Below are 21,803 nucleotides of genomic sequence, written 5' to 3'. Positions count from 1 at the left end.
GAGAGGTCAGGGTATAAACTTTATACTTCTCCGCGTGCTCTGCGACTCTGCGGCAAGGTCTTTTCAATCGTCAACAACACGAGGAAACACCCCCCTGTCATGCCCGAAGTTGTTGTCGGGCATCCAGCGACTTTTTATGGTGGCAATTTCACTGCGGAGTCGCGGAGGTAACGAAGGTTAAAGGTTCAAGTTTCTGTGTCCTCTGCGGCTTTGCGCCTCTGCGAGATCGAATTTAATGCTGTAATTCACCACTGAGTTGTAGGGTCGAATTTACTCGATCAATATTCTGGGGCAGTCCAATAAATTGGTATCTACTTGATACTGCTCTGCGACTCTGCGGTGAAATCTCTTCAACCTACCTTTAAACTGAATTCTGCTTGCCCGTGGAATGATATGGCGATTCTGTTGTCTGAATGATGCCATTGTGCCTGAAGCGAAAAGACAGATTTTCTGACTTTGGTCAGAAATTTCTGGCCAAAGGCAAAAAAATCCACTTTTTACCTTTTTTTATACCTAAGTAGTCACTGTCAACTTGTGCAGTGACCGGGGCATTGGTAAAGTTAGGCAATTTGCAGTAATACCCTGTTTTACCCAAAATGGGGACTATAAGGACCGGGTCTGTTCATGTTCAAAAAGCTTCGTGGAATGTTCTCTAATGACTTATCTATCGACCTGGGTACAGCCAACACACTGATTTATGTGAAAGATCAGGGCATAGTGCTAAACGAACCTTCGGTGGTTGCCATTCGCCAGGAGCGAGCCGGTGGCCCCAAAAGTGTCGCAGCAGTAGGCACCGAAGCCAAGCGTATGCTGGGCCGTACCCCGGGCAATATCAAGGCCATCCGGCCAATGAAAGACGGCGTGATTGCCGACTTTTATGTTACCGAGAAAATGTTGCAGTATTTTATCAAACAGGTGCACGACAACAATTTCCTCCGCCCAAGCCCTCGCGTGCTGGTGTGTGTGCCCTGCGGCTCCACTCAGGTAGAGCGACGGGCTATCCGCGAATCCGCCCTTGGCGCTGGTGCACGGGAAGTGTTTCTGATTGATGAACCCATGGCGGCAGCCATCGGCTCCGGCCTGCCGGTTTCTGAAGCCACAGGTTCGATGGTGGTAGATATCGGTGGCGGTACCACTGAAGTGGCGATTATCTCACTTAACGGTGTGGTCTATTCATCATCGGTACGTATCGGTGGTGACAAATTTGATGAAGCCATTATCAATTATATTCGCCGTAATTTCGGCTCCCTGATTGGAGAAGCCACCGCTGAGCGCATCAAACATGAAATCGGCGCCGCTTACCCCGGTGAAGAAGTTCGCGAAATTGAAGTGCGTGGCCGTAATCTGGCCGAAGGGGTGCCCAGAAGTTTCACCCTCAACTCCAACGAAATTCTTGAAGCCCTGCAGGAACCCCTCACCGGCATCGTCTCTGCGGTGATGGTGGCACTGGAACAATCGCCACCAGAGCTGGCATCGGATATTTCCGAGCGCGGTATGGTACTGACCGGTGGTGGTGCATTACTCAAAGATCTCGATCGCCTGCTGATGGAAGAGACCGGCATTCCTGTGGTGATTGCCGATGATCCGCTCACCTGTGTGGCTCGCGGAGGCGGCAAGGCGCTGGAAATGATCGACATGCACGGCGGCGACCTGTTCAGTTACGAATAAGGTGGACAATCAGGCTATGGTTTTATTCAGGGGCAAGTTCGCGATGAACCCGCTCTGCATCCAGAGCCTGTTTGCTTAATATGGATACCATATTTGCCAGAGGCCCGTCACTGGTCAGCAGGTTAGTCCTTGCCAGCCTGCTGTCTTTACTGCTGATTATTCTCGACCACAGGCTCGACAGTTTCAGCACCGTAAGACTTTATCTCAACTCACTGGTCAGCCCTTTGCAGTATATGGCCAATTTACCGGGTCAGATGCTGAATCAGGCATCCAGTGCTGTGACTACCCAGCGTGAGTTGCTGGATCAGAATGCCCGTCTTATCCGGCAAAACATCCTCATGAGTGAAGAGATACAACGCTTTAACCTGCTGAAAAAAGAAAACGACAGATTACGCAGCCTGCTTGGTTCGCCGGTGCGGCCCGGGGTAAGAAAGATCGTTGCCGAGCTGATGGCCGTAGACAACAACCCCTACAGCCATCAGATTGTGATTAATAAAGGTACCATTAATGGTGTCTATGAAGGCCAGCCAGTACTGGATGACAAAGGCATTGTCGGCCAGGTCATGCAGGTAGGTACCACCACCAGCCGGGTGCTGCTGATCGCCGATGTGACCCACGGTGTACCGGTCAGAATTGTACGTAACGATGTGCGTCTGGTGGCTTCAGGCTCAGGGCAGTTATCGCGGCTGACGATCAATCATGTACCTCACAGCACAGATATCGAAGTGGGTGATATTCTGGTGTCGTCGGGCCTGGGTCACGTTTTCCCTGAAGGCTATCCGGTCGGTGAGATTACCGCGGTGGTCCGGGATGAAACCCGGCCCTTCGCCCTGATAAGAGCCAAACCAGCCGCGCAACTGGACAGACTCAAACACTTACTGTTGCTCTGGCCTGATGATGCACCGCAAGAGCCGGTAATTGACCAGCAACAGGATCCCGATGTTTAGCCTGCGTAATTACACTATTGCTATCAGCCTGCTGGTGGCATTAATGCTGCAAATCATGCCAATGCCGATTGTGGCCGATCCTTTCAGACCAGATTGGGTCATGCTGGTACTGGCGTACTGGACCCTGGCGTTGCCGCAACGGGTCAATGTGGGCGTGGCGTTTATCAACGGCCTGCTGCTGGATCTGTTACTGGGCACCACACTGGGTATTCATGGCTTTGCACTGAGTCTGGTGATCTTTATCCTGGCCGCGAATTACCAGCGCCTGCGGAACTACTCTGTGTGGCAACAGGCCTTTATGGTGGGCCTGCTGACCTCTTTGTATCACCTGGTGATTTTCTGGTTGCAGCATCTGCTTACTGACATCTATTTTATGTTTACGTACCTCTGGCCGGTGCTCACCACTATGTTGTTCTGGCCCTGGTGTTTTCTTATCCTGCGCAAAGTACGCCGACAACTCAAGGTGAATTGATATGTTGATTCTTGCATCTGGCTCACCCCGTCGCGCTGAGCTTCTGAAGCAGCTTCAGGTGCCTTTTCGTCAATTGCCGATGGATGTGGACGAAAGCATGCTGAAAAATGAAGACCCCCGGGATTACGTAGTCAGGCTGGCGCGCAAAAAGGCCGAAGCGGGAAGACAGAGGGGCGGTCATATTGATCCCGTACTGGGGGCCGACACCCTGGTGGTATGCAAAAACCGACTGCTGGGCAAGCCCGTTAATGAAGACGACTTTAAGAAGATGTTTGCGCTGCTAAGCGGTGCCACCCATCAGGTGATGACTGCAGTGGCCCTGTACACAGACCACGGTCTTCAGCACCGGCTGGTGCTCACCGAAGTCAGTTTCAAAGTGCTCAGCGACAAAGAAATCGACTGGTACTGGCAAACCGGGGAGCCGAAAGACAAAGCCGGCGGCTACGGGATCCAGGGGCTGGCGGGCCAGTTTGTGACCCATATCAAAGGCAGTTATAGCGCAGTGGTCGGCTTGCCTTTGTATGAAACCAGCGAATTACTCAGGGAAAACCAGGTGTTATGAGTGCAGAACTGTTGATCAATGTGACCCCCTCTGAGTCCAGAGTGGCGCTGATAGAAAACGGCATATTGCAGGAAGTGCATGTTGAGCGTCATACCAAACGGGGCTGGTGGGCAATATTTATCGCGGCAAGGTCAGCCGGGTGCTCCCCGGCATGCAGGCTGCGTTTGTGGACATCGGTCTTGAAAAAGCCGCATTTTTGCATGCCTCGGATATTGTTATTCATAGCGAAGTCATTGATGAGGTCACTGAGAACCACCTGGTACGTCAGGATATCCGCGACCTGGTCAGAGATGGCCAGGATATTGTGGTGCAGGTAGTCAAAGATCCTATCGGTACCAAAGGGGCAAGACTGACCACAGATATCACCCTGCCTTCCCGTTATCTGGTGTTTATGCCCAGTGTCTCTCATGTCGGGGTATCGCAACGGATTGAAGATGAACAGGAGCGGGAACGGCTGAAAACGCTGGTACAGACCTTTTGTGACGACGAGGGCGGCTTTATTCTGCGCACGGCCGCAGAGGGCGCCAAAGAGGACGAACTGTCTCAGGATGCCCAGTTTCTCCGCCGCCTCTGGAACAAAGTCAAATTACGCAAAAAAGAACGCAAGACCCATGTGCTGTATGAAGACCTGCCCCTCGCCCGCCGTGTACTGCGCGACTTTGTCGGCACCGAGCTGGACAAGATCCGTATCGATTCCAAGCTGGTATTCAATGAGCTGGTAGACTTTACCAAGGAGTATGTGCCGGGCTTGCACAGCCTGCTGGAACTGTATCAGGGTGACCGTCCCATCTTTGATCTTTTCGATGTAGAGAACGAAGTGCAGCGGGCGCTGGAGCGTCGGGTAGATCTTAAATCCGGCGGCTATCTGATCATCGATCAGACCGAAGCCATGACCACCATAGACATCAATACCGGCGCTTTTGTAGGCCATCGCAATCTCGAGGAAACCATCTTCAATACCAATATTGAAGCCACCCTGGCCATTGCCCGTCAGCTCAGATTGCGCAATCTCGGCGGTATGATCATCATTGATTTTATCGATATGACCGACAGCGATCATCAGCGCCGGGTACTACACAGCCTCGAAATGGCCACCAGCAAAGACAGGGCAAAAATCAATATTCATGGATTTACCGCACTGGGCCTGATTGAAATGACCCGCAAAAGAACCCGCGAAAGTCTGGAACATATTCTGTGTGGCGAGTGTCCAGTATGTAAGGGCCGCGGTTCGATGAAGACAGTGGAAACCGTCTGTTTTGAGATCATGCGTGAAATTGTGCGGGTAAACCGGGCCTATGATGCCGATAAATTCGTGGTGTATGCCGCTCCCGCCGTGGCTGACGCCCTGATGGGAGAAGAGTCACATATGCTCGCCGAACTTGAGCTGTTTGTCAGTAAACAAATCAAGGTTCAGACAGAACCCCTGTATCATCAGGACAAGTACGACGTGGTGATGATGTGACCACAGCCACCCGCAGGCCGGTCATCTTCTACCTGTCCTGGACCTTAAGAAAAATCTGGACCTTAAGCGCAGTGCTACTGCTGACACTGGCAGTACTGCTCAGCCTGCTGCGCCTGGCGCTGCCGCACATGGACGACCACAAACACTGGCTTGAAAGTTATATCAGTGAGCAATATGGCGCCGATCTGAAAATTGGCAGTATCAGTGCCGCATGGAAAGGTACCGGGCCGGCCATTGTGCTACAGGATATCGCCCTGAATAACCAACTGGATTCACCGATTCAGCTGAATATCGAGGAAACCCAGATAGAACTCGACTTCTGGTCCAGCCTGCTCAACAGACGCTTTCAATCCCAGCGTTTTAATCTTAATGGCCTGACCCTGGCACTGGATATTCCACGGCTGGAAGCCGGCAGCTCTGACTACCCCGTAGTCGGTGCACTGAAAGAACTGTTTCTTGAGCAGTTGCATCGTTTCTCGGTCAATAACAGCGAGCTTTTTCTGGCCACCAACCGCCAGCGCCAGAAGGTGCATATTGAGCAGCTGAGCTGGCTGAACAAAGACAACCAGCATCAGGGCGTTGGATTAATGCAGGTGGCCGAGCTGACCCGTAACTCGACCCGTTTTATTCTCGACCTGCAGGGTGGCAAAGATAACCTTAACGGCACCTTTTACGCCGACGCCAAAGACCTGGATATTTCCCCCTGGCTTGAGCAACTGAATCCGAGCGACAAAGATCTGGCTTTTGCCCGGGTCAATATGACTCTGTGGGCAGATATTAATGACTCCCAGCCCACCTCGTTGCAGGCGGATATCAATGACAGTCGTTTTCGCTGGAAAGATGGCACTACCCTGGACCTGCAACTGATCGATGGCAACTTCAGTGCCAAACCCACAGGCTCAGAATGGCACTACGCTATCCACGATCTGCAACTGCAGATTAATCAGCACGAGCCTGTCAGTCTTAACTTCCGGGGCAAGCGCACGGCACTGGGTGAACTTGAGATGCACACAGACAGGCTCGGATTGGGATCAGTGTTCCCTCTCGCCGCCCTGTTTATGCCGCAGCAGCGTTTTGCTGAATTATCGCAGCTCGATCCACAAGCCGATATCACCGGGCTCAGCGTTGCCGTTGACGGTGCCGGTACCGCGCTGGCACTGGAATTTAAAGACTTCAGCACCACCCAGACCGCGCTGGTGCCTGGTCTGCGGGATCTGTCGGGCCGTATGGACTGGCGCTATAACATAGGTCGCCTTCAGTTTGATGCACAGGACAGCACACTGCACAGCGAATTGCTGCTTGGTAATAATCTGGATTACCAGCAACTGGCAGGGGATATTTATTTCAGCCTTGAAGAACAACAACTTAGCATTGCCGCCCCACAAATCCACTTCGACAGTAAGAATCTGCAGCTGACACAGGCCCTGCATTATCAGTCAGGTAATAACAATCTGAGTCTGCTAACACGTATTGAAGAAATGGCCGTAGAACACGCCCGGGATTATTTCCCCGGCGAGCTGATGGGAAAAGGCACTCAGTCTTATCTGGAAAGAGCTCTGGTGTCGGGCCGGATAGATCAGGCAACGGTACTTTGGCATGGGCCGGTGGATCAGTTTCCCTTTGCCGAAGACCAGGGGGTCTTTCAGGCCCGGGTAGCTATCAAAGACAGTGAATTCGACTTTGATCCCAACTGGCCGTCGCTGACTGAACTGGATATGCAATTGCTGTTTGAAAACGAGAGCCTGACCATGACCAGCCAGTCAGGCAAATTGCAGGACCTGGAGATTGGCGAGGTCACTGCAGTGATCCCACGACTGGTCAGTGATGCGATACTGTCTGTCGATATCAATACCCGCTCCAGTGGTGAGCATGTTACTGCACTGATGAATAACAGCCAGATGGCTGACTCATTGGGAAAAGTGCTGTCGGAAATTCAGATCGGGGGCGATCTGAGCACAAGCATGAATCTTGAGATCCCGCTGAGCGGCACTAACGTGGTCGCCAGCGGCATTGTCCGTTTTGCTGATAATCCGGTCTATATACAGAGCCTGGATCTGAACCTGGACCAGCTCACCGGCGAGCTTGAGTTTGTAAACGACAAAATTGCCGCCGAAGATCTGCAGGCCCGGCTGCTGCAAAGCAATATTGTTGTGAGCCTGGCCGGCAAACAGAAAAAAGACAACTATAGCGCCGACATCAGTCTTGCCGGTGACTGGGATGTGCGTCAATTGCTGAGCGAACAAGGCAGTGGTCTGGCCGAGTTTGTGGAGGGCAATGCCGACTGGCAGGCAGAGCTCAATCTCAGTCTGCCAGAGCAGGGCTATGAATATGAGTTCCACCTGCAATCTGATATGGCCGGTTTTGCCTCAGCCCTGCCCGATCCTTTCGCCAAGCCCCTGGAGCAGGACAAACCCCTGCTGATTAATGTGGAAGGTGATGAACTGGTCTCCAATGTACGCATTCAGTTTGGTGACAGGGTCAGATTCAATGGCCTGTTACCCCATAAAGAGATGCGTTTCTCACGGGCCCATCTGGCATTGGGAGACAGCAGCTTCACCGGCATGGGCACGGGCTTCAGCATTTCTGCCAACCTGCCCTTTATTAGTGCCGAAAAGGTCTATGAAAGCCTGCAGGCATTAACGGGCTCCATCGAAGAACCCGAGCAGAGCCTGCTGGCAATGCCGGAGCGGATCTTTGTTAACGCCGAGCGGTTGGATCTGTTTGGTGGCGAGTTCAACCGGGTTGAAGTCAATGTTAAGAACACCGATATCGCCTGGCTGGCCAGCCTCAATTCAAGCCAAAGCCGCGCCGATATTGAAATCAGCCATGACTGGCGCGGTCGGGGCCTGCGAATCGACGCCGATTACCTCAACCTGCCGGCCTGGCAACAACAGACAAAGCCCGAGCCCGACAGGAGTAACAGCCTGCCACCACTGGAAGTTAACTGCAGGCGGTGCAGCTACGATGGCCGTGAGCTGGGCAAGGTGCGTCTGAAACTGAGCCCTGCCAGTCACGGCATGCAGATAGAAACCCTGGATATCAGCCGCAATGGCGACCGGCTCACCGCCACGGGTGACTGGCTGATAGGTGATGTACGCAACGAAACCCGGCTGGCGGGCAAATTCGAATCCGACGATTTCGGTGCTCTGCTCAAGGACTTCGGCTTTGATGCCGGCGTACGGGACTCCTCAGCCAGTATGGATTTTGATCTGAACTGGCAACAGGCGCCTTATGAATTCAACTTTGCCACCATGAGCGGGGATGTAGACTGGCGCTTAAGCGATGGCTATCTGACTGAGGTCAGCGATAAAGGCGCACGAATATTCAGCATCCTCAGCCTTGAGTCCCTGATCCGCAAACTCACACTGGACTTTCGTGATGTGTTTGCCAAAGGTTTCTTCTATGACCAGATGGGCGGCACCTTCCAGATCGAAGATGGCCTGGTCAGCACCGAAGATACCCTGATAGATGGCTCTGCCGGCAAAATGACCCTGGCCGGATATACGGATCTCAATACCCAGGCCATCAATTACAATATCGGCTTTACCCCTAAAGTGACCTCCAGCCTGCCGGTGATTCTGGCGTGGATGATTAATACGCCGGCGGCTATTGCTGCACTGGCCATCGATGAAGTGTTAACCTCTGCCAAGGTGATATCCAATATCAAGTATTCTCTTACCGGCACCCTGGATGAGCCGGTACTAGAGGAGCTGGGCCGTGACAGCAGAGAAATTCAGCTGCCGGCCAAGGCATTACCTCAGGAACAGCAGCAGAATAAAGGCGCGCTGGAAATTAATACAGAGGAGGCAGTAAATGGCTAACCTGATTGCCTTACAGATGATTTCAACACCAGACCCGCAGCAGAATCTGCAGCAGGTGGACAAGCAACTTGCTAATCTGCAGGTGAATGAGCCGACACTGGTGGTGCTGCCAGAATGCTTCGCCTGTTTTGGCGGCAGTGATAAAAAACAACTGGAACTGGCCGAACCGCCGGGGCAGGGGCCGATTCAGTCAGCCCTGTCGGATTTGGCCAGAAAGTATGGAATCTGGCTGGTAGCCGGCACCATGCCCCTGCAATCGCAAACCGACAACAACAAATTTACGGCCTCCTGTCTGTTATTTGATCCGCAGGGAAAGCAGGTAGCTGAATATCAGAAGATCCATTTGTTTGATGTACAGGTAGAAGACAATACACGCAGCTACAAAGAATCGGCCACAACCCAGGCTGGCAACAAGGTAGTGGTGGTCGACAGTCCCTTTGGACGTCTTGGTCTGGCAGTATGTTATGATCTGCGTTTTCCGGGGCTGTTTCAGGCAATGGAGCAGGTGGATGTACTGGCGCTGCCCTCTGCATTTACTCAGGTAACCGGCCAGGCCCACTGGATGCCACTGTTGCAGGCCAGAGCCATTGAAAAACAATGTTATCTGGTAGCCGCCAATCAGGGCGGAGAACATGCCAATGGCCGCCAGACTTATGGCCACTCGGTCATTCTGTCACCCTGGGGCAAAGTGCTGAATATGATTCGCCATGGTGCAGGGATTGTTCAGGCCAGTCCGGATAACGAAGAACTGCAGAAAATCCGCCGCAATATGCCCGTCAGCCAACACAACCAATTCAGGAGCTATTCGATTGAATCAACAGGTTGAACAAAATTTACTCCATGCCTCAGATCTGCAGGCGCAGGACTTACAGCAGGCTCTTGGGGTTATCTATGCCCACGACAATGACTTCGCCGACCTGTATTTTCAGTCCAGCCATCACGAGAGCTGGGTGCTGGAAGACGGCATTATTAAAGATGGCAGCTATAACATAGAGCGCGGTGTCGGCGTACGTGCCGTCAGCGGTGAAAAAACCGGCTTTGCCTATTCAGATGAAATCTCCAGAGAGGCCCTTTTTCAGGCCTGTAAAGCTACCCGCAGTATTGCCCGTGCCGGCGGCCAACATCAGGTTGCCGCTTTTCATGGGCAGAACCCTAAAAGCCAGTCTTTATATCAGGCCTTTAATCCCTTAACCGATTTGAGTGAGCAGGATAAAGTGACACTGCTGCGTAACCTGGATCAACATGTTCGCCAGCTGGAGCCGGATATCAGCCAGGTTATTGTCAGCCTCACCGGTGTCTATGAAGAGATTCTGGTGGCCTCCACCGATGGCACATACAGTACCGATGTCCGGCCATTGGTCAGACTCAACTGTTCTGTGCTGATGGAAAAAGATGGCCGCCGTGAACGGGGCAGCGCTGGAATGGGTGGCCGTTACGGATACAGCTGGTTGCTGGAACTGGAAAAGGGTCAGCCCAGATATCAGCAACTGGCCGATGAAGCCCTGCATATGGCCAGAGTCAATATGCAGGCCATCGATGCTCCTGCCGGTACCATGCCAGTGGTTTTGGGTAATGGCTGGCCTGGCGTGCTGTTACACGAAGCCGTTGGCCATGGCCTGGAGGGCGATTTTAACCGCAAGGGCAGCTCGGCGTTCAGCGGCCGTATTGGCGAACAGGTGGCGGCCAAAGGCGTTACCGTGGTGGATGACGGCACCCTGAGCCAAAGACGCGGCTCGCTGAATATGGATGACGAGGGCACACCAACCCGGGCCAATGTACTGATCGAAGATGGTGTATTAAAGGGCTATATGCAGGACAAACTCAATGCCCGGCTGATGGGCGTGGCCGCCACAGGCAATGGCCGACGTGAATCCTATGCCCATTTACCCATGCCCCGTATGACCAACACCTATATGCTGGCCGGAAACTATCAGCCCGAAGAAATTATCGCCAGTATAGATAAAGGGCTGTATGCGCCGAACTTCGGCGGTGGCCAGGTGGACATCACCTCAGGTAAATTCGTGTTTTCCACCTCAGAAGCCTATCTGATAGAAAAGGGCAAAATCACCACCCCGGTCAAAGGGGCCACCCTGATCGGTAACGGCCCTGAAGTCATGCGTCAGGTGTCCATGATTGGCAATGATATGGCGCTGGATAAAGGTGTGGGTGTATGCGGAAAAGATGGCCAGAGCGTACCTGTGGGCGTCGGCCAACCCACTCTGAGAGTGGATCAGCTTACCGTTGGCGGGACTGCCTGATACCAGCCCCAGCTTATTCCAGTTCACCTTTAAGATACTGGAACAACTCACGGGATGATTTTGGCGGCTTGTTGGCCGCCTTTTCTTTGTTTGCCTGGCGACTGAGCTGCCTGAGTTTCTGCCGCTCCAGCACAGGGTGTTCTTCAACCACCTGATTAATCACATCGTCTCCCTGAGCGATAATATCGTCCCTTAGCTGCTCAAGATGATGGTGTTGTTTTACCAGTTGCTGGTGCTTGTTCTCCAGTATATCCAGCGCCTCGCGAATAGGCTGCACATCGGTATTGCGCATCAGTTTACCGATTAACTGCAACTGGCGACGGAAACCTTCCTTTTTACGGTTGATGCGTCGGGCCAGCATAACCGCTTCCCTGAGATCCGCTGGCATAGGGATTTTATCCAGCGCCCCCTGCCCCAGATCCACCAGTTTCACACCCAGTTGCTGCAATTCATGCATCTCATTCTTGAGCTGGGTCTTACTCTTGGGTTCAAAATCCTCTTCGTCTTGCCACATTTCAGTCATCGTTTAATCTTTAATGTTACACTGTGCCGAGATACGAGCGATTGTAACACTAAGGCAGCAGTTCCAGAATATGAATCCAGAACAGACACTGACAGATATTCAAAACATAGTAGAAGACACCCTGAAACTGGCGAAAAAACTCGGTGCCACTCAGGCTGAAGCGAGCATGAGCAAAATTCAGGGCATTTCTGTGTCTTCGAGAATGCAGCAGATCGAAACGCTGGAGTTTACCAATGACGGTGGTCTGGGCATCAGCGTTTATGTGGGCCGGCGCAAGGGCAGTGCTTCAACGGCAGATCTGAGCCCACAGGCACTGAAAATGACGGTAGAAAAAGCCATTGAGATCGCCCGCTACACCAGCGAAGATCCGTTTTCCGGACTGGCTGATGAGGCCCTTATCGCCCGTGATATTCCCGATTTAGATCTATATCACCCCCAGGAGCTGGATGCCGAGGCCGGTATCCGATTCGCCATCGAAGCAGAAAAGGCGGCTTTTGAATCAGACAACCGCATCGTTAATTCCGATGGTGCTGCCTATAACGCCAATCTCGGCGTCAAAGTTTATGGCAACAGTCATGGTATTAATGCCGGTTATCCCAGCAGCAGATACAGCCTCAGTTGTGTACTGATCGGCAAACAGGGCGACGACATGCAGCGGGACTACGCCTACAGCCTCAGTCGTGAGCCTGATAAACTTGATACACCCCAAAAGGTTGGCCTGGAAGCTGCTCGCGTCACCCTTTCCAGACTGGGCGGCCGCAAGGCAAAAACGGCAAAGGTGCCGGTGATCTTCCATCATGAAATCGCCTCCGGCTTATTTGGCCATTTTGTGTCTGCTATCAGTGGCGGCAGCCTGTACCGTAAATCTTCTTTTTTACTGGATAAGTTAAACCATCAGGTAATGCCTGACTGGATAACGATTAAGGAACGCCCTCATCTGCTAAAAGGCCTGGCGAGTTCGCCTTTTGATCATGAAGGTGTCGCAACCCGGGATATGGACATCGTCGAGCAGGGCGTCTTACAACACTATCTGCTCACCAGCTACTCTGGCAGAAAGCTGAATATGACCACCAATGGTCATGCCGGTGGCATACATAACTGGCTGATCAGTAACAGTGGCCAGGACTTTGACCAGCTTCTTAAGCAGATGGGTACCGGCCTGTTGGTGACCGAACTCATGGGGCAGGGCGTAAACATCGTCAACGGTGATTATTCACGTGGCGCCGCCGGTTTCTGGGTAGAGAACGGTGAAATTCAGTATCCGGTGCATGAAGTGACCATTGCCGGCAACCTGGCTCAGATGCTGATGAATATCCGAGCCATCGGTACCGATACCGAAACACGTGGCGCAGTGCAATGTGGCTCGGTATTAGTGGATGGAATGCAGATAGCAGGGGAGTAGGATATCTGGTGAGGTGAGAGGAGAAAAGAGTGAGGAGGATATCACCTCTCCCCTGACTCCTCACACCTCACAAAAAATCACCCATCCACTTCGCCACAGAAACGATAACCTTCACCATGGATGGTGACGATCAGTTCCTCGGCACTGGGCTCAGACTCAAAATGCTTACGAATGCGACGAATGGTCACATCCACGGTTCTGTCGTTGGGGCGCAGTTCACGACCGGTCATTTCCATAATCAACTGTTCACGGGTAAGGATTTTACCGGGGTGACGCAGAAACAGGTGCATGGCACGGAATTCACTGCGCGGCAGGCGGAACTCTTTACCAGAAGGGGAAATCAGACTGCGACTGTCGCTGTCGAGCACCCAGCCATTGAAGCTGACCTTATTCGGCAGATCATCATCTTCACTGCTGTTGAGCGTGCGTGACAACAGGTTACGGGCTCTGATGGTCAGTTCTCTGGGGTTAAAAGGCTTGGTCAGATAGTCATCGGCGCCGATTTCCAGCCCCAGAATACGATCAACATCGTTGTCGCGTCCGGTCAGGAAGATCAATCCCACATTCTTGCGATCTCGTACTTCCCTGGCCAGGATCAGGCCATTCTTGCCGGGCAGGTTAATATCCATGATCACCAGGTTGATGCTGTGATTAGCGAAGATGTCATGCATTTCTTCACCGTTCTCAGCTTCATACACCTGATAGCCCTCAGCCTCGAACAGGCTGGTCAGGGTTGTTCTGGTCACTACCTCATCTTCGACTATAAGAATGTTTGGAGTCTGCATCTTGTCAATTCCACGCTTTGTTATACCTGTCGGCATTTAATGTTATCACTGGCACTGGGCCTCTAGCCCTTTAGTTTACCAGAAACTCGCGTCCCTTAGGACGGCTTTTGTTATCGAAAGTTCACTCGCTTTAACAGCGCCGAACTGAATTTCAACTGGGTCTTCTGGTACGCGTCTCGATTAAAAAATATTTTCATCTTTGACTGCAAAGGCAATATTGCCATCATGCCACCCTGCTCAATAAAGTTCAGGCTTTCACCAACGGAAATGGTGTTCTGATTTAACTCGTTCAATAATTCAAATACCTCTTCACTCTCCCGCTCTTCACCGATAAACAACAGATGACAGCGCTGGTCATCGGGTATTTCACTGATATCACTCAGGGTCAGCAGATTAACGTCCCGGCCCTGCACCGTCTTGTCCGGTGCCTGTCGAAATATCTGTGCATGAGGAAAATCTTCTCCTTCAAGAAAACAGAACTGCAGAGTCGAGGCCGCAGGCAACGGCCCGGAAAATTGCGTAAAACCGGCAATATGCAGTAAAAATGGCGCCCTTAGCTGCTCTGAGGTAAAACCTATGGCAGTAGCTGACAAAGAGGTAAACAACACTGCGGCCAATAAAAGGCGCTTGCAACTTGCCATTATCAGCATCACCGGTTCCTTACCTGAGCTGCCTGACTTTCGACCTTTCTCACCGGAAAGAGTATTTCGAAAGCCACACCATGACCTTCCTCACTGCTGACCGTGATCGAGCCGTCCAGTGCCTGAGTGACCAGATTAAAAGCCAGATGCATACCCAGACCACTGCCACCCTGACCGCGTTTGGTGGTAACAAAGGGATCAAAAATGCGCTTGCACAAGTGCTCAGGGATACCCTTGCCGTTGTCTTTATAGTCGATATGTAATCTGTCGTTGCCCTGCATCCTGACGATAATGTCGATGCGGCCTTTATCGATAAATTCAAAACCGTGAATCAGAGAGTTCATAATCAGGTTAATGATGACCTGATTTATCGGTCCGGCCTTGCTCTCAATCACCAAATCCGGATCACAATCTATATTGATCTCATGGTTGACCTTCTTCAATCTCGGCCGCAGTGACATCAGGATCTCATCCATCAACTGAGTGAAGCTGAAGACCCTGGTATTCTCACTGCTTTGATCTACGGCCACCTGTTTAAAGCTGGAGATCAGCTCAGCCGCACGGTTAAGGTTGCGGTAAATAATATTGAGGTTCTCTTCCCCTTCATTCAGGAACCTTGCCAGTGCACTGGCTTTTAAGGTTTTGTTCTTAAAATCCAGTTGCAGTTGGTTAAGCCTGTCTAGCATCATAGTCGAAGCCGTAACCCCAAGGCCTATAGGCGTATTAACCTCATGGGCCACTCCCGCCACCATATCACCCAGGGATGCCATTTTTTCATTTTGCACGATCTGGCGCTGGAACTGATGCAACTTCTCGAGGGTCTGAATCAGCTCCTTATTGGCCTCTTTAAGGGCAGTGGTGCGCTGACTGACCTTCTCCTCCAGGCTCAGATTCAGACGGCGGTGCTCTTCTTCGGCCTCCTCCTGGCGCTGGATATGCTGCTGAATTTTCTCCAGCATGCCATTGAAGGCCTCCGCCAGAATATCCAGTTCCCGCAAACTGGATGCATTAGCGCGATTAGAATAATCTTTCTGACTGGAAATCTGCTGTACCAGATACACCAGGTCCTCAATAGGACGGGTAATGATTTTCTGTAACCTCAGCGTCAGTAAAAAGCTCAGAACCAGAGCCAGCAACAGCACTGAAAGGGTGATCATTACGGTATTCAGTGTCAGTTGATTAAGCGGCTCCGTCGACGCCCTCACATAAACATAACCGACGTGATTACCATCCAGCCTGATTGGCGTAATCAGTTCCAGTCCATCTGAGCCGAATCTGGGCTCTGACAATTCCTGTACGCGGTCAAACATTGCCCGCACCGGCGCCTGACCGGTTTTATTGTAACTGGCAAAAAATTCAGGTTCGTTGGCCGGGTTGAGTTTATACAGGTGAACATTATTGATAACCGTAGCCGCGGCGAGCGCTTCCAGGCTTTTCTCTTCGGTAACATTGTCATTAAAGACGATGCCACTGGCGGCGTTGTGGCTGATGATCTTGGCGAAAGTCACCACTTCACCCTGCATTTCCTCTTTTGCATTGGTAATCTGCATGTACAGGGAGATAGTGGATGCCAGGATCAGCACAATGGTTGTAATAGACATCACAACCCAGATAAACAGGTTCTTGATAGACAATGTGCGTTTATGTTCTGGCATGGTCAGGCTTTAATTCTTGCACCAGGTTATCGATAAGCTTATCACCATATTGATACAATCTTGCCGAAATTAACAATTTTTACCGTTCAAATGACTGAAAATACAGATTCTTGTGCGATCCGGCAGCTTTGGCAGCATTACAGTGAAACGGTTTTTCTGCCTGAGCAGCCGCTGCCTGACTGGCCGCAGGCTGGCATTGTGACAGCCTGCAACCCGCGCGGAAAAGTACTCAGTGATAACGAGAACGCGGCACTTAACGACAAGCTAAGCAACCATCTTCACCGGCTCAGCCTGCCATATATCAGACTCTCTGGCTGCAGCCCGGATCTGAGGCACCGGGAGCCCAGCCTGCTGGTATCCTGTACACAGGATCAGGCCATGAGCCTGGCCGGAGAGTTTAAACAGAATGCCTTTTTCTGGATTGAGAATGATGAACTTTACCTTTGCCCCTGCCTGCTGCAAGGCATGCCAACACGCTCTTTGGGGCATTTCGCCGAACGACTAATCCATAGGTAAGCAGTGCTGGTACAACGCCTGATAATTCAGTGCCGCGTCATACCAGGTAAAACGATGGCGCATGGCCCGTTTCTGCATGGCTATAAACTCTTGCGGATACTCGTGATAAAACAACAAGGCACGGCGTACACAGTTTAACAGCGCCGAACTGTCGGGGGCTTCGAACATAAAGCCGGTAGCCTGATCCGGCAACATCTGCAGATCCAGCACCGTGTCCCGCAGGCCTCCTACAGCGCGCACTATAGGAATAGTGCCATAGGCCAGACTGTACATCTGATTCAGCCCACAGGGTTCGAATAACGAGGGCATAAGAAAGAAATCACAACCCGCCTCCAGTAAATGGGCAATGCGGGTACTGAAATCATTACGAAACACCAGCTTATCCGGGTGCTGTGAGGCATTAAACTCGAGTACATCACTGATCACCGGGTCGCCGGTGCCGATTACCAGCAGCTGCACATTATGCTGAAGTAACTGGCTGAGTACCGGCAATAAATAACCAAAGCCCTTTTGCTCAGTCAGGCGACATAACATGCCCACCAACGGCACCTTGTCATTTACCGGCAGGCCCGCTTCTTCCTGCAACGCGGCTTTGCAGGCGGCCTTGCCCTTAAGAGATTCAGAATTATAATTTTTCGGCAGAAACTTGTCTGTGGCCGGATCCCACTGCTGATAGTCACAACCATTGAGTATGCCGCTGACGTCGTTGGCCCGTAGCTGGAAATCCTGATACAGATTATGGGAACCCAGTGGGGTCAGCAGCTCACGGGCATAATTGGGGCTGACCGCATTGATTTTATCGGCATAACGCAGCCCCATGCGCAGATAATTAAGATTACCCTGGCTGTCTATCTGTGAGGCCAGTTCCCCGTAAGGGCGAATAAAGGGGATATCGGCAAATTTGTGGATGCCCTGATAAGCGCCATTATGGAGGGTAAACAGGGTGCGACTGCGGGCAAAAAACTCACTCTCGTCCTGCTTCACAAAAAACGGACAAAGTGCAGTATGCCAGTCATTGCAATGAATCACATCGGGCTGGAAATTAACCGCTTTGGCCGCCTGCAGTGCCGCGGCTGAGAAAAAGGCAAAACGCTCGGCGTTGTCTCCGAAAGCCTCATAGCCATCAGAGTAAAGCCCGTTCCTGTGAAAATAGTCCGGATAGTCAATGCAATACACCGGCACGGATTCAAGCTCCAGACGCTTGATATTAAAACGGTATTCTTTATCACCCGAAACCAGCTTCTGCGGCTCTGTCAGATTCTCAAGGTTGAACTTCTCCGCCAGTTGCCGGTAATAAGGTTTTACAATCCTGACATCATGGCCCAAAGCGCGCAAAGCCATCGGCAAAGACTTGGCTACATCAGCCAGACCACCGGTTTTTGCCAGGTCTTCCACTTCGGAAACCACAAAGAGTATTTTCATTCAAAGCCAACCTTCATGTCTTTGGGGATCACCACCAGCCCCTGGTCCGTTACCGTCAACCCGCGGGCTTTATCCTGTGCCGGGTTGACGCCAAGTTCGGTACCGGGAGCGATGCTAACACCCTTGTCAGTAATCACACGGTTGAGGAGGCAACCGGCGCCAATATGAGATTTACTGAGGATAACGCATTCACTAAGCCTTGAGCCAGCACCAAGATAAGTATTGAAGCCCAACACCGAGCGTTCGACTCTGGCCCCCACCACTTTACTGCCCGAAGAAATGATGGAATTGAGGATAGCGGAGTGATTGCCCTCTTCATCAGCCAGGATCCTGGCCGGCGGCACCGGCGGATGATAACTGCGCAGTGGCCACTTCTCGTTATTCAGCTCAAAGGGCGGCTTGCACGCCAGCAAGTCCATGTGTGCCTGCCAGTATGACTCCAGAGTACCCACATCACGCCAGTAATGGCTGCTCTGCTCTTCCCCGGGGATCTTGTTCTGGGTGAAGTCATACACATAAACCGGCTTATCGCGGAACAACCGGGGGATAATATCTCTGCCAAAATCATGGCTTGAAAGCTTGTCTTCGGCATCGTTGTGCAGCGCCTTGAACAGCACCTTAGTATCAAATACATAATTACCCATGGAGACCAGTGCCATGCCGGGGTCATCAGGCAGGGGTTTAGGTTTGGCCGGCTTCTCTTCAAAGCCAATCATGCGGTAGTCATCATCAACCTCTATCACACCAAAACGACTGGCCTGCTCAATAGGAACCCGGGTGGCACAGACCGTCAGCGCGGCATCGCGCTTTTCGTGATAGCGGATCACCTGCCTGACTTCCATTTTATAGATATGATCGCTGCCAAAAATACATACATTATCCGGGTCATGAATTTCAATCAGCTTGATATTCTGGTAGATGGCATCGGCGGTACCCTCGTACCAGCGGGCGCCCATGCGCATCTGCGCCGGTATGGCGTCGATAAAGTTGCCGGTCAGCCCGGACAGATACCAGGCCTGACGCAGATGGATATTCAGAGACTGAGATTTAAACTGGGTCAGCAGATAAATCTTCAGCAAATCCGAATTGACAAAGTTATTAAGAACAAAATCAACCAGCCTCAATCCTCCTGCGAAGGGTACTGCGGGTTTGGTACGGGACTGTGTCAAAGGGAACAGACGGGTACCGGCGCCGCCGGCGAGGATCATTGCTAGGGTTCGTGACATGAATACTCCTGATACTATTAAGATGGATTGGTTTTGGGCTCCCGATCAGGAGCCCGGGTATCAGCGAAAAGTATAGTCAACCGGCTCAGGCCTACAGCACTGTGTTGCTGATCCTGATCAAAGAATGGCCCGATAGCGCATCTGCGGAACCCAGATTAAAGGGAGCTCAGTCCCTGAGCCTTTGCTTCCCTGGAAACTTTCCCGTGCCGGATTAGGGCACGTCGGGTTTTGCTTCAGGCAGTTTGTGCCAGATAGCGCCCTCTGAGACTGGCTATTTGCTGCTGCTGATAGTTCAGCTCATCAACCAGCCTGTCTCGCTGAATTTCATGCTGGTACCTGAACTCCGGCTCTTCAGCGATCAGCTCATTACACAACTGAATGCCTGCCAATATGGTGCGGATACGCTCTTTAATCGCTGAAATCGTCTCTGTATGGCCGTATCTCTGACAAATTGGGGTCACATTGGACATAAGTGATACTCCTCGGGGTTTCCCGGAAAAATTACGCTACCGACAGAACAGTACTATTGCCGGATGGTACAAAATTGGTGCCAGAAACATCATATTTAGCCGAAGTGGCTGAATTAAGGGCTTTAAAGCCTATTCAAGGAGGATGACAGCTGCGTGAAGGGAGGGTGACACTTTGGTGAATGCGTCGTTACAAGGCAGCAGAGCACCTTAATAGTGCACTGCTATTTCGCCAGATAGAGCCGGAACTTACTCGATTCGGTTTGCACTTTTACCGCTTTAAAACTTTCCTGCAGTATCGGCAGGTAGGGAATAAAGCTGTTGGCCACCAGTTGTAAACAGGCACCCGGTTGCAGGTATGTTGACAGCTGACGTATAAACCCCAGCGTCACTTCATAGTCGGTGTTCAGACCGGTATGAAAAGGCGGGTTGGTATAAGCTGCCGCAAATTTACCCTCGACCGCGCTCAGGCCATGAGACGGAATCACCCTTGCTTTGACGGCGTTTTTGGCAGCGCTTTGTTCAGCACAATACAATGCCAGGGCGCTGACATCTGTCATTACCACCTCTGCATCCGGATTTTTCAGGCCCAGATAACAGCCAATCACCCCGGCACCACAACCGAAGTCCAGTACCCGGCCCTTTGGCACCGGGTGCAGATTTTCCAGCAACATACGGGTAGCGGGATCCAGGCTACCGGCACTGAATACGCCCGGCAGAAAAGCGATGGGATAACGCTGTTCAGCCACTGCCATATCCACGAATTTAAGCCAGTTGTCGACGGCAAATTCAGATGTCGCCTTATCCGGCTGCATACCGAACAAAGCACAGTGGCGGGCCGAATCCAGTTTCACACAATGTTCGCTGTAAGGCGCAAAGATTTTGGGCGCACTTTTTACCCCGCCTTTATTATCGCCGGCCAGCAACAACTGCCCGCCCGGCACCAGACAATGAACCAGATTAGCGATCAGCATCTGTGCCTGTTCTTTGGCCTTTGGCATCATGATCACAATGCCATCAAAGGTCGCCTCGAGGGGGTAGCTGACACCAAAATAGTGCTTCTCGCTCTGCCCCTGCGCACAGGCCTGGGAATAAATATCAAAATACTGATGAAAACCGCTGATATCCCCGTCCAGCTCCTGAAATACCTGCGCATCCTGAGGGTTGACCAGTAACCAGCGCCCGGTGAAACGGGCACGGTTGCGTATTAATAACTGACTGACCGGACTTAACATCAGGACTCCCGCTCAAACATCAGATCCCATACTCCATGACCCAGGCGTTGACCACGCTGTTCAAATTTGGTTTGTGGCCTGAATTCGGGCCGTGGCACATAGTCGCCACTGGCAGAGAGATTTCTGAAACCGGGGGCCGCAGACATCACCTTCAGCATATGTTCGGCATAATTTTGCCAGTCTGTGGCCAGGTGCCAGAGACCGCCTGTGTGAAGTTTACGGCGCACCAGCTGAGCAAAGTCCGGCTGTACGATGCGACGCTTATGATGGCGTTTTTTGTGCCATGGATCGGGAAAGTACAATTGCAGGCGGGCGAGACTGTTATCCGGGATACACTTTTCCAGCACTTCCACGGCATCGGCCTCAATCACACGCAGATTAGTCAGCTCACTGGCTTCGGCATCCATTAAACAGGCACCGACGCCCGGGCGGTGCACTTCGATGCCGATAAAATCTTTATCCCGCTCGGCAGCGGCCATCTCTACCAGTGACTTACCCATACCAAAGCCGATTTCCAGCACCACAGGCGCAGTGCGGCCAAACACTTCAGTCAGATTCAGCAATCCCTGCTCCATGGTCAGGCCCATGGCCGGCCAGTTTTTGTCGATGGCACGGGCCTGGCCCTGAGTCAGGCGGCCTTCGCGCTTAACAAAACTGCGGATCTTGCGAATATACACACCCTGTTGGGTGTCTGCCTGCTGCTCGGTCATGGTTTGTGGCACTCTTAAATCTGGTCAGGGT

18 protein-coding genes and 1 pseudogene are annotated in these 21,803 nt (G+C 52.0%); 10 read left to right on the top strand and 9 right to left on the bottom strand.

Annotated features, from left to right (window positions below):
• The first annotated feature begins 624 nt into the window (after window positions 1–624).
• From AT746_RS01030 to tldD, 8 genes and pseudogenes are all read left to right on the top strand, one after another.
• Window positions 625–1,668, top strand: coding sequence for a rod shape-determining protein (locus AT746_RS01030; protein ID WP_062475200.1), 1,044 nt, complete (start codon window positions 625–627; stop codon window positions 1,666–1,668).
• Between the two features lie 80 nt (window positions 1,669–1,748).
• Window positions 1,749–2,615, top strand: coding sequence for a rod shape-determining protein MreC (gene mreC / locus AT746_RS01025; protein ID WP_062475197.1), 867 nt, complete (start codon window positions 1,749–1,751; stop codon window positions 2,613–2,615).
• On the top strand, window positions 2,608–3,087 hold the full coding sequence (mreD, locus tag AT746_RS01020) for a rod shape-determining protein MreD (protein WP_062475194.1): 480 nt from the start codon (window positions 2,608–2,610) through the stop codon (window positions 3,085–3,087). The genes mreC and mreD overlap by 8 nt, the downstream gene beginning before the upstream one ends.
• A gap of 1 nt (window position 3,088) precedes the next feature.
• On the top strand, window positions 3,089–3,649 hold the full coding sequence (locus AT746_RS01015; RefSeq protein ID WP_062475191.1) for a Maf family protein: 561 nt from the start codon (window positions 3,089–3,091) through the stop codon (window positions 3,647–3,649).
• A pseudogene (gene rng / locus AT746_RS01010) lies at window positions 3,646–5,111 on the top strand (ribonuclease G). Before AT746_RS01015 ends, rng begins: the two are co-directional and overlap by 4 nt.
• Window positions 5,108–8,932 (top strand): YhdP family protein, encoded by a 3,825-nt coding sequence (locus AT746_RS01005; RefSeq protein WP_062475188.1) that lies wholly within the window; start codon window positions 5,108–5,110, stop codon window positions 8,930–8,932. Before rng ends, AT746_RS01005 begins: the two are co-directional and overlap by 4 nt.
• On the top strand, window positions 8,925–9,758 hold the full coding sequence (locus tag AT746_RS01000) for a carbon-nitrogen hydrolase family protein (protein WP_062475185.1): 834 nt from the start codon (window positions 8,925–8,927) through the stop codon (window positions 9,756–9,758). The genes AT746_RS01005 and AT746_RS01000 overlap by 8 nt, the downstream gene beginning before the upstream one ends.
• On the top strand, window positions 9,742–11,190 hold the full coding sequence (gene tldD / locus AT746_RS00995; RefSeq protein ID WP_062475182.1) for a metalloprotease TldD: 1,449 nt from the start codon (window positions 9,742–9,744) through the stop codon (window positions 11,188–11,190). The genes AT746_RS01000 and tldD overlap by 17 nt, the downstream gene beginning before the upstream one ends.
• Window positions 11,191–11,203: 13 nt before the next feature.
• On the opposite strand, the gene yjgA is transcribed toward tldD, so the two are convergent.
• Window positions 11,204–11,713, bottom strand: coding sequence for a ribosome biogenesis factor YjgA (gene yjgA / locus AT746_RS00990; RefSeq protein ID WP_062475179.1), 510 nt, complete (start codon window positions 11,711–11,713; stop codon window positions 11,204–11,206).
• Between the two features lie 70 nt (window positions 11,714–11,783).
• On the opposite strand from yjgA, the gene pmbA reads away from it, so the two are divergent.
• Entirely contained in the window at window positions 11,784–13,115 is a 1,332-nt protein-coding gene (gene pmbA / locus AT746_RS00985) for a metalloprotease PmbA (RefSeq protein WP_062475177.1), read from the top strand.
• Between the two features lie 77 nt (window positions 13,116–13,192).
• Here the strand turns inward: pmbA and arcA are convergent, their stop codons facing one another.
• The 3 genes from arcA to AT746_RS00970 form a co-directional block, all read right to left on the bottom strand.
• Window positions 13,193–13,900, bottom strand: coding sequence for a two-component system response regulator ArcA (gene arcA, locus AT746_RS00980; RefSeq protein WP_062475175.1), 708 nt, complete (start codon window positions 13,898–13,900; stop codon window positions 13,193–13,195).
• Window positions 13,901–14,010: 110 nt separating this feature from the next.
• Window positions 14,011–14,550: a YfiR family protein gene (locus tag AT746_RS00975; protein WP_062475173.1), complete on the bottom strand. Its 540-nt coding sequence runs from the start codon at window positions 14,548–14,550 to the stop codon at window positions 14,011–14,013.
• Window positions 14,550–16,196, bottom strand: coding sequence for an ATP-binding protein (locus tag AT746_RS00970; protein ID WP_062475170.1), 1,647 nt, complete (start codon window positions 16,194–16,196; stop codon window positions 14,550–14,552). The genes AT746_RS00975 and AT746_RS00970 overlap by 1 nt, the downstream gene beginning before the upstream one ends.
• A 90-nt stretch (window positions 16,197–16,286) precedes the next feature.
• On the opposite strand from AT746_RS00970, the gene AT746_RS00965 reads away from it, so the two are divergent.
• Window positions 16,287–16,712 carry a DUF3293 domain-containing protein gene (locus AT746_RS00965; protein WP_062475167.1) on the top strand — a complete coding sequence of 142 codons (426 nt, stop codon included), beginning with the start codon at window positions 16,287–16,289 and terminating at the stop codon, window positions 16,710–16,712.
• Here the strand turns inward: AT746_RS00965 and glgA are convergent.
• From glgA to trmB, 5 genes are all read right to left on the bottom strand, one after another.
• Complete coding sequence (gene glgA / locus AT746_RS00960) at window positions 16,698–18,134, bottom strand: glycogen synthase GlgA (protein ID WP_062475164.1); 1,437 nt, start codon at window positions 18,132–18,134, stop codon at window positions 16,698–16,700. The genes AT746_RS00965 and glgA overlap by 15 nt on opposite strands.
• Window positions 18,131–19,360, bottom strand: a complete 1,230-nt coding sequence (gene glgC, locus AT746_RS00955; RefSeq protein ID WP_062475160.1) for a glucose-1-phosphate adenylyltransferase — start codon at window positions 19,358–19,360, stop codon at window positions 18,131–18,133. The genes glgA and glgC overlap by 4 nt, the downstream gene beginning before the upstream one ends.
• Before the next feature lie 233 nt (window positions 19,361–19,593).
• Window positions 19,594–19,830 (bottom strand): hypothetical protein, encoded by a 237-nt coding sequence (locus tag AT746_RS00950; RefSeq protein WP_062475157.1) that lies wholly within the window; start codon window positions 19,828–19,830, stop codon window positions 19,594–19,596.
• A 221-nt stretch (window positions 19,831–20,051) separates the two neighbouring features.
• A complete protein-coding gene (locus AT746_RS00945; protein WP_062475154.1) occupies window positions 20,052–21,062 on the bottom strand; it encodes a class I SAM-dependent methyltransferase in 1,011 nt (336 codons plus the stop codon).
• Complete coding sequence (gene trmB / locus AT746_RS00940) at window positions 21,062–21,772, bottom strand: tRNA (guanosine(46)-N7)-methyltransferase TrmB (RefSeq protein WP_420480308.1); 711 nt, start codon at window positions 21,770–21,772, stop codon at window positions 21,062–21,064. The genes AT746_RS00945 and trmB overlap by 1 nt, the downstream gene beginning before the upstream one ends.
• Window positions 21,773–21,803: the final 31 nt, after the last annotated feature.

It is taken from the genome of Lacimicrobium alkaliphilum (assembly GCF_001466725.1).
Lineage (GTDB): Bacteria > Pseudomonadota > Gammaproteobacteria > Enterobacterales > Alteromonadaceae > Lacimicrobium > Lacimicrobium alkaliphilum_B.
Note: the sequence above shows the minus strand (reverse complement) of the source record. Positions and strands in the feature narration are given on the sequence as shown.

Excerpts from the sequence above, each read along its gene's own strand:
- AT746_RS01030 (WP_062475200.1), top strand. The coding sequence starts at position 625 with ATGTTCAAAAAGCTTCGTGGAATGTTCTCTAATGACTTATCTATCGAC.
- mreC (WP_062475197.1), top strand. The coding sequence starts at position 1,749 with ATGGATACCATATTTGCCAGAGGCCCGTCACTGGTCAGCAGGTTAGTC.
- mreD (WP_062475194.1), top strand. The coding sequence starts at position 2,608 with ATGTTTAGCCTGCGTAATTACACTATTGCTATCAGCCTGCTGGTGGCA.
- AT746_RS01015 (WP_062475191.1), top strand. The coding sequence starts at position 3,089 with ATGTTGATTCTTGCATCTGGCTCACCCCGTCGCGCTGAGCTTCTGAAG.
- AT746_RS01000 (WP_062475185.1), top strand. The coding sequence starts at position 8,925 with ATGGCTAACCTGATTGCCTTACAGATGATTTCAACACCAGACCCGCAG.
- yjgA (WP_062475179.1), bottom strand. The coding sequence starts at position 11,713 with ATGACTGAAATGTGGCAAGACGAAGAGGATTTTGAACCCAAGAGTAAG.
- pmbA (WP_062475177.1), top strand. The coding sequence starts at position 11,784 with ATGAATCCAGAACAGACACTGACAGATATTCAAAACATAGTAGAAGAC.
- arcA (WP_062475175.1), bottom strand. The coding sequence starts at position 13,900 with ATGCAGACTCCAAACATTCTTATAGTCGAAGATGAGGTAGTGACCAGA.
- AT746_RS00975 (WP_062475173.1), bottom strand. The coding sequence starts at position 14,550 with ATGCTGATAATGGCAAGTTGCAAGCGCCTTTTATTGGCCGCAGTGTTG.
- AT746_RS00970 (WP_062475170.1), bottom strand. The coding sequence starts at position 16,196 with ATGCCAGAACATAAACGCACATTGTCTATCAAGAACCTGTTTATCTGG.
- AT746_RS00965 (WP_062475167.1), top strand. The coding sequence starts at position 16,287 with ATGACTGAAAATACAGATTCTTGTGCGATCCGGCAGCTTTGGCAGCAT.
- glgA (WP_062475164.1), bottom strand. The coding sequence starts at position 18,134 with ATGAAAATACTCTTTGTGGTTTCCGAAGTGGAAGACCTGGCAAAAACC.
- glgC (WP_062475160.1), bottom strand. The coding sequence starts at position 19,360 with ATGTCACGAACCCTAGCAATGATCCTCGCCGGCGGCGCCGGTACCCGT.
- AT746_RS00950 (WP_062475157.1), bottom strand. The coding sequence starts at position 19,830 with ATGTCCAATGTGACCCCAATTTGTCAGAGATACGGCCATACAGAGACG.
- AT746_RS00945 (WP_062475154.1), bottom strand. The coding sequence starts at position 21,062 with ATGTTAAGTCCGGTCAGTCAGTTATTAATACGCAACCGTGCCCGTTTC.
- trmB (WP_420480308.1), bottom strand. The coding sequence starts at position 21,772 with ATGACCGAGCAGCAGGCAGACACCCAACAGGGTGTGTATATTCGCAAG.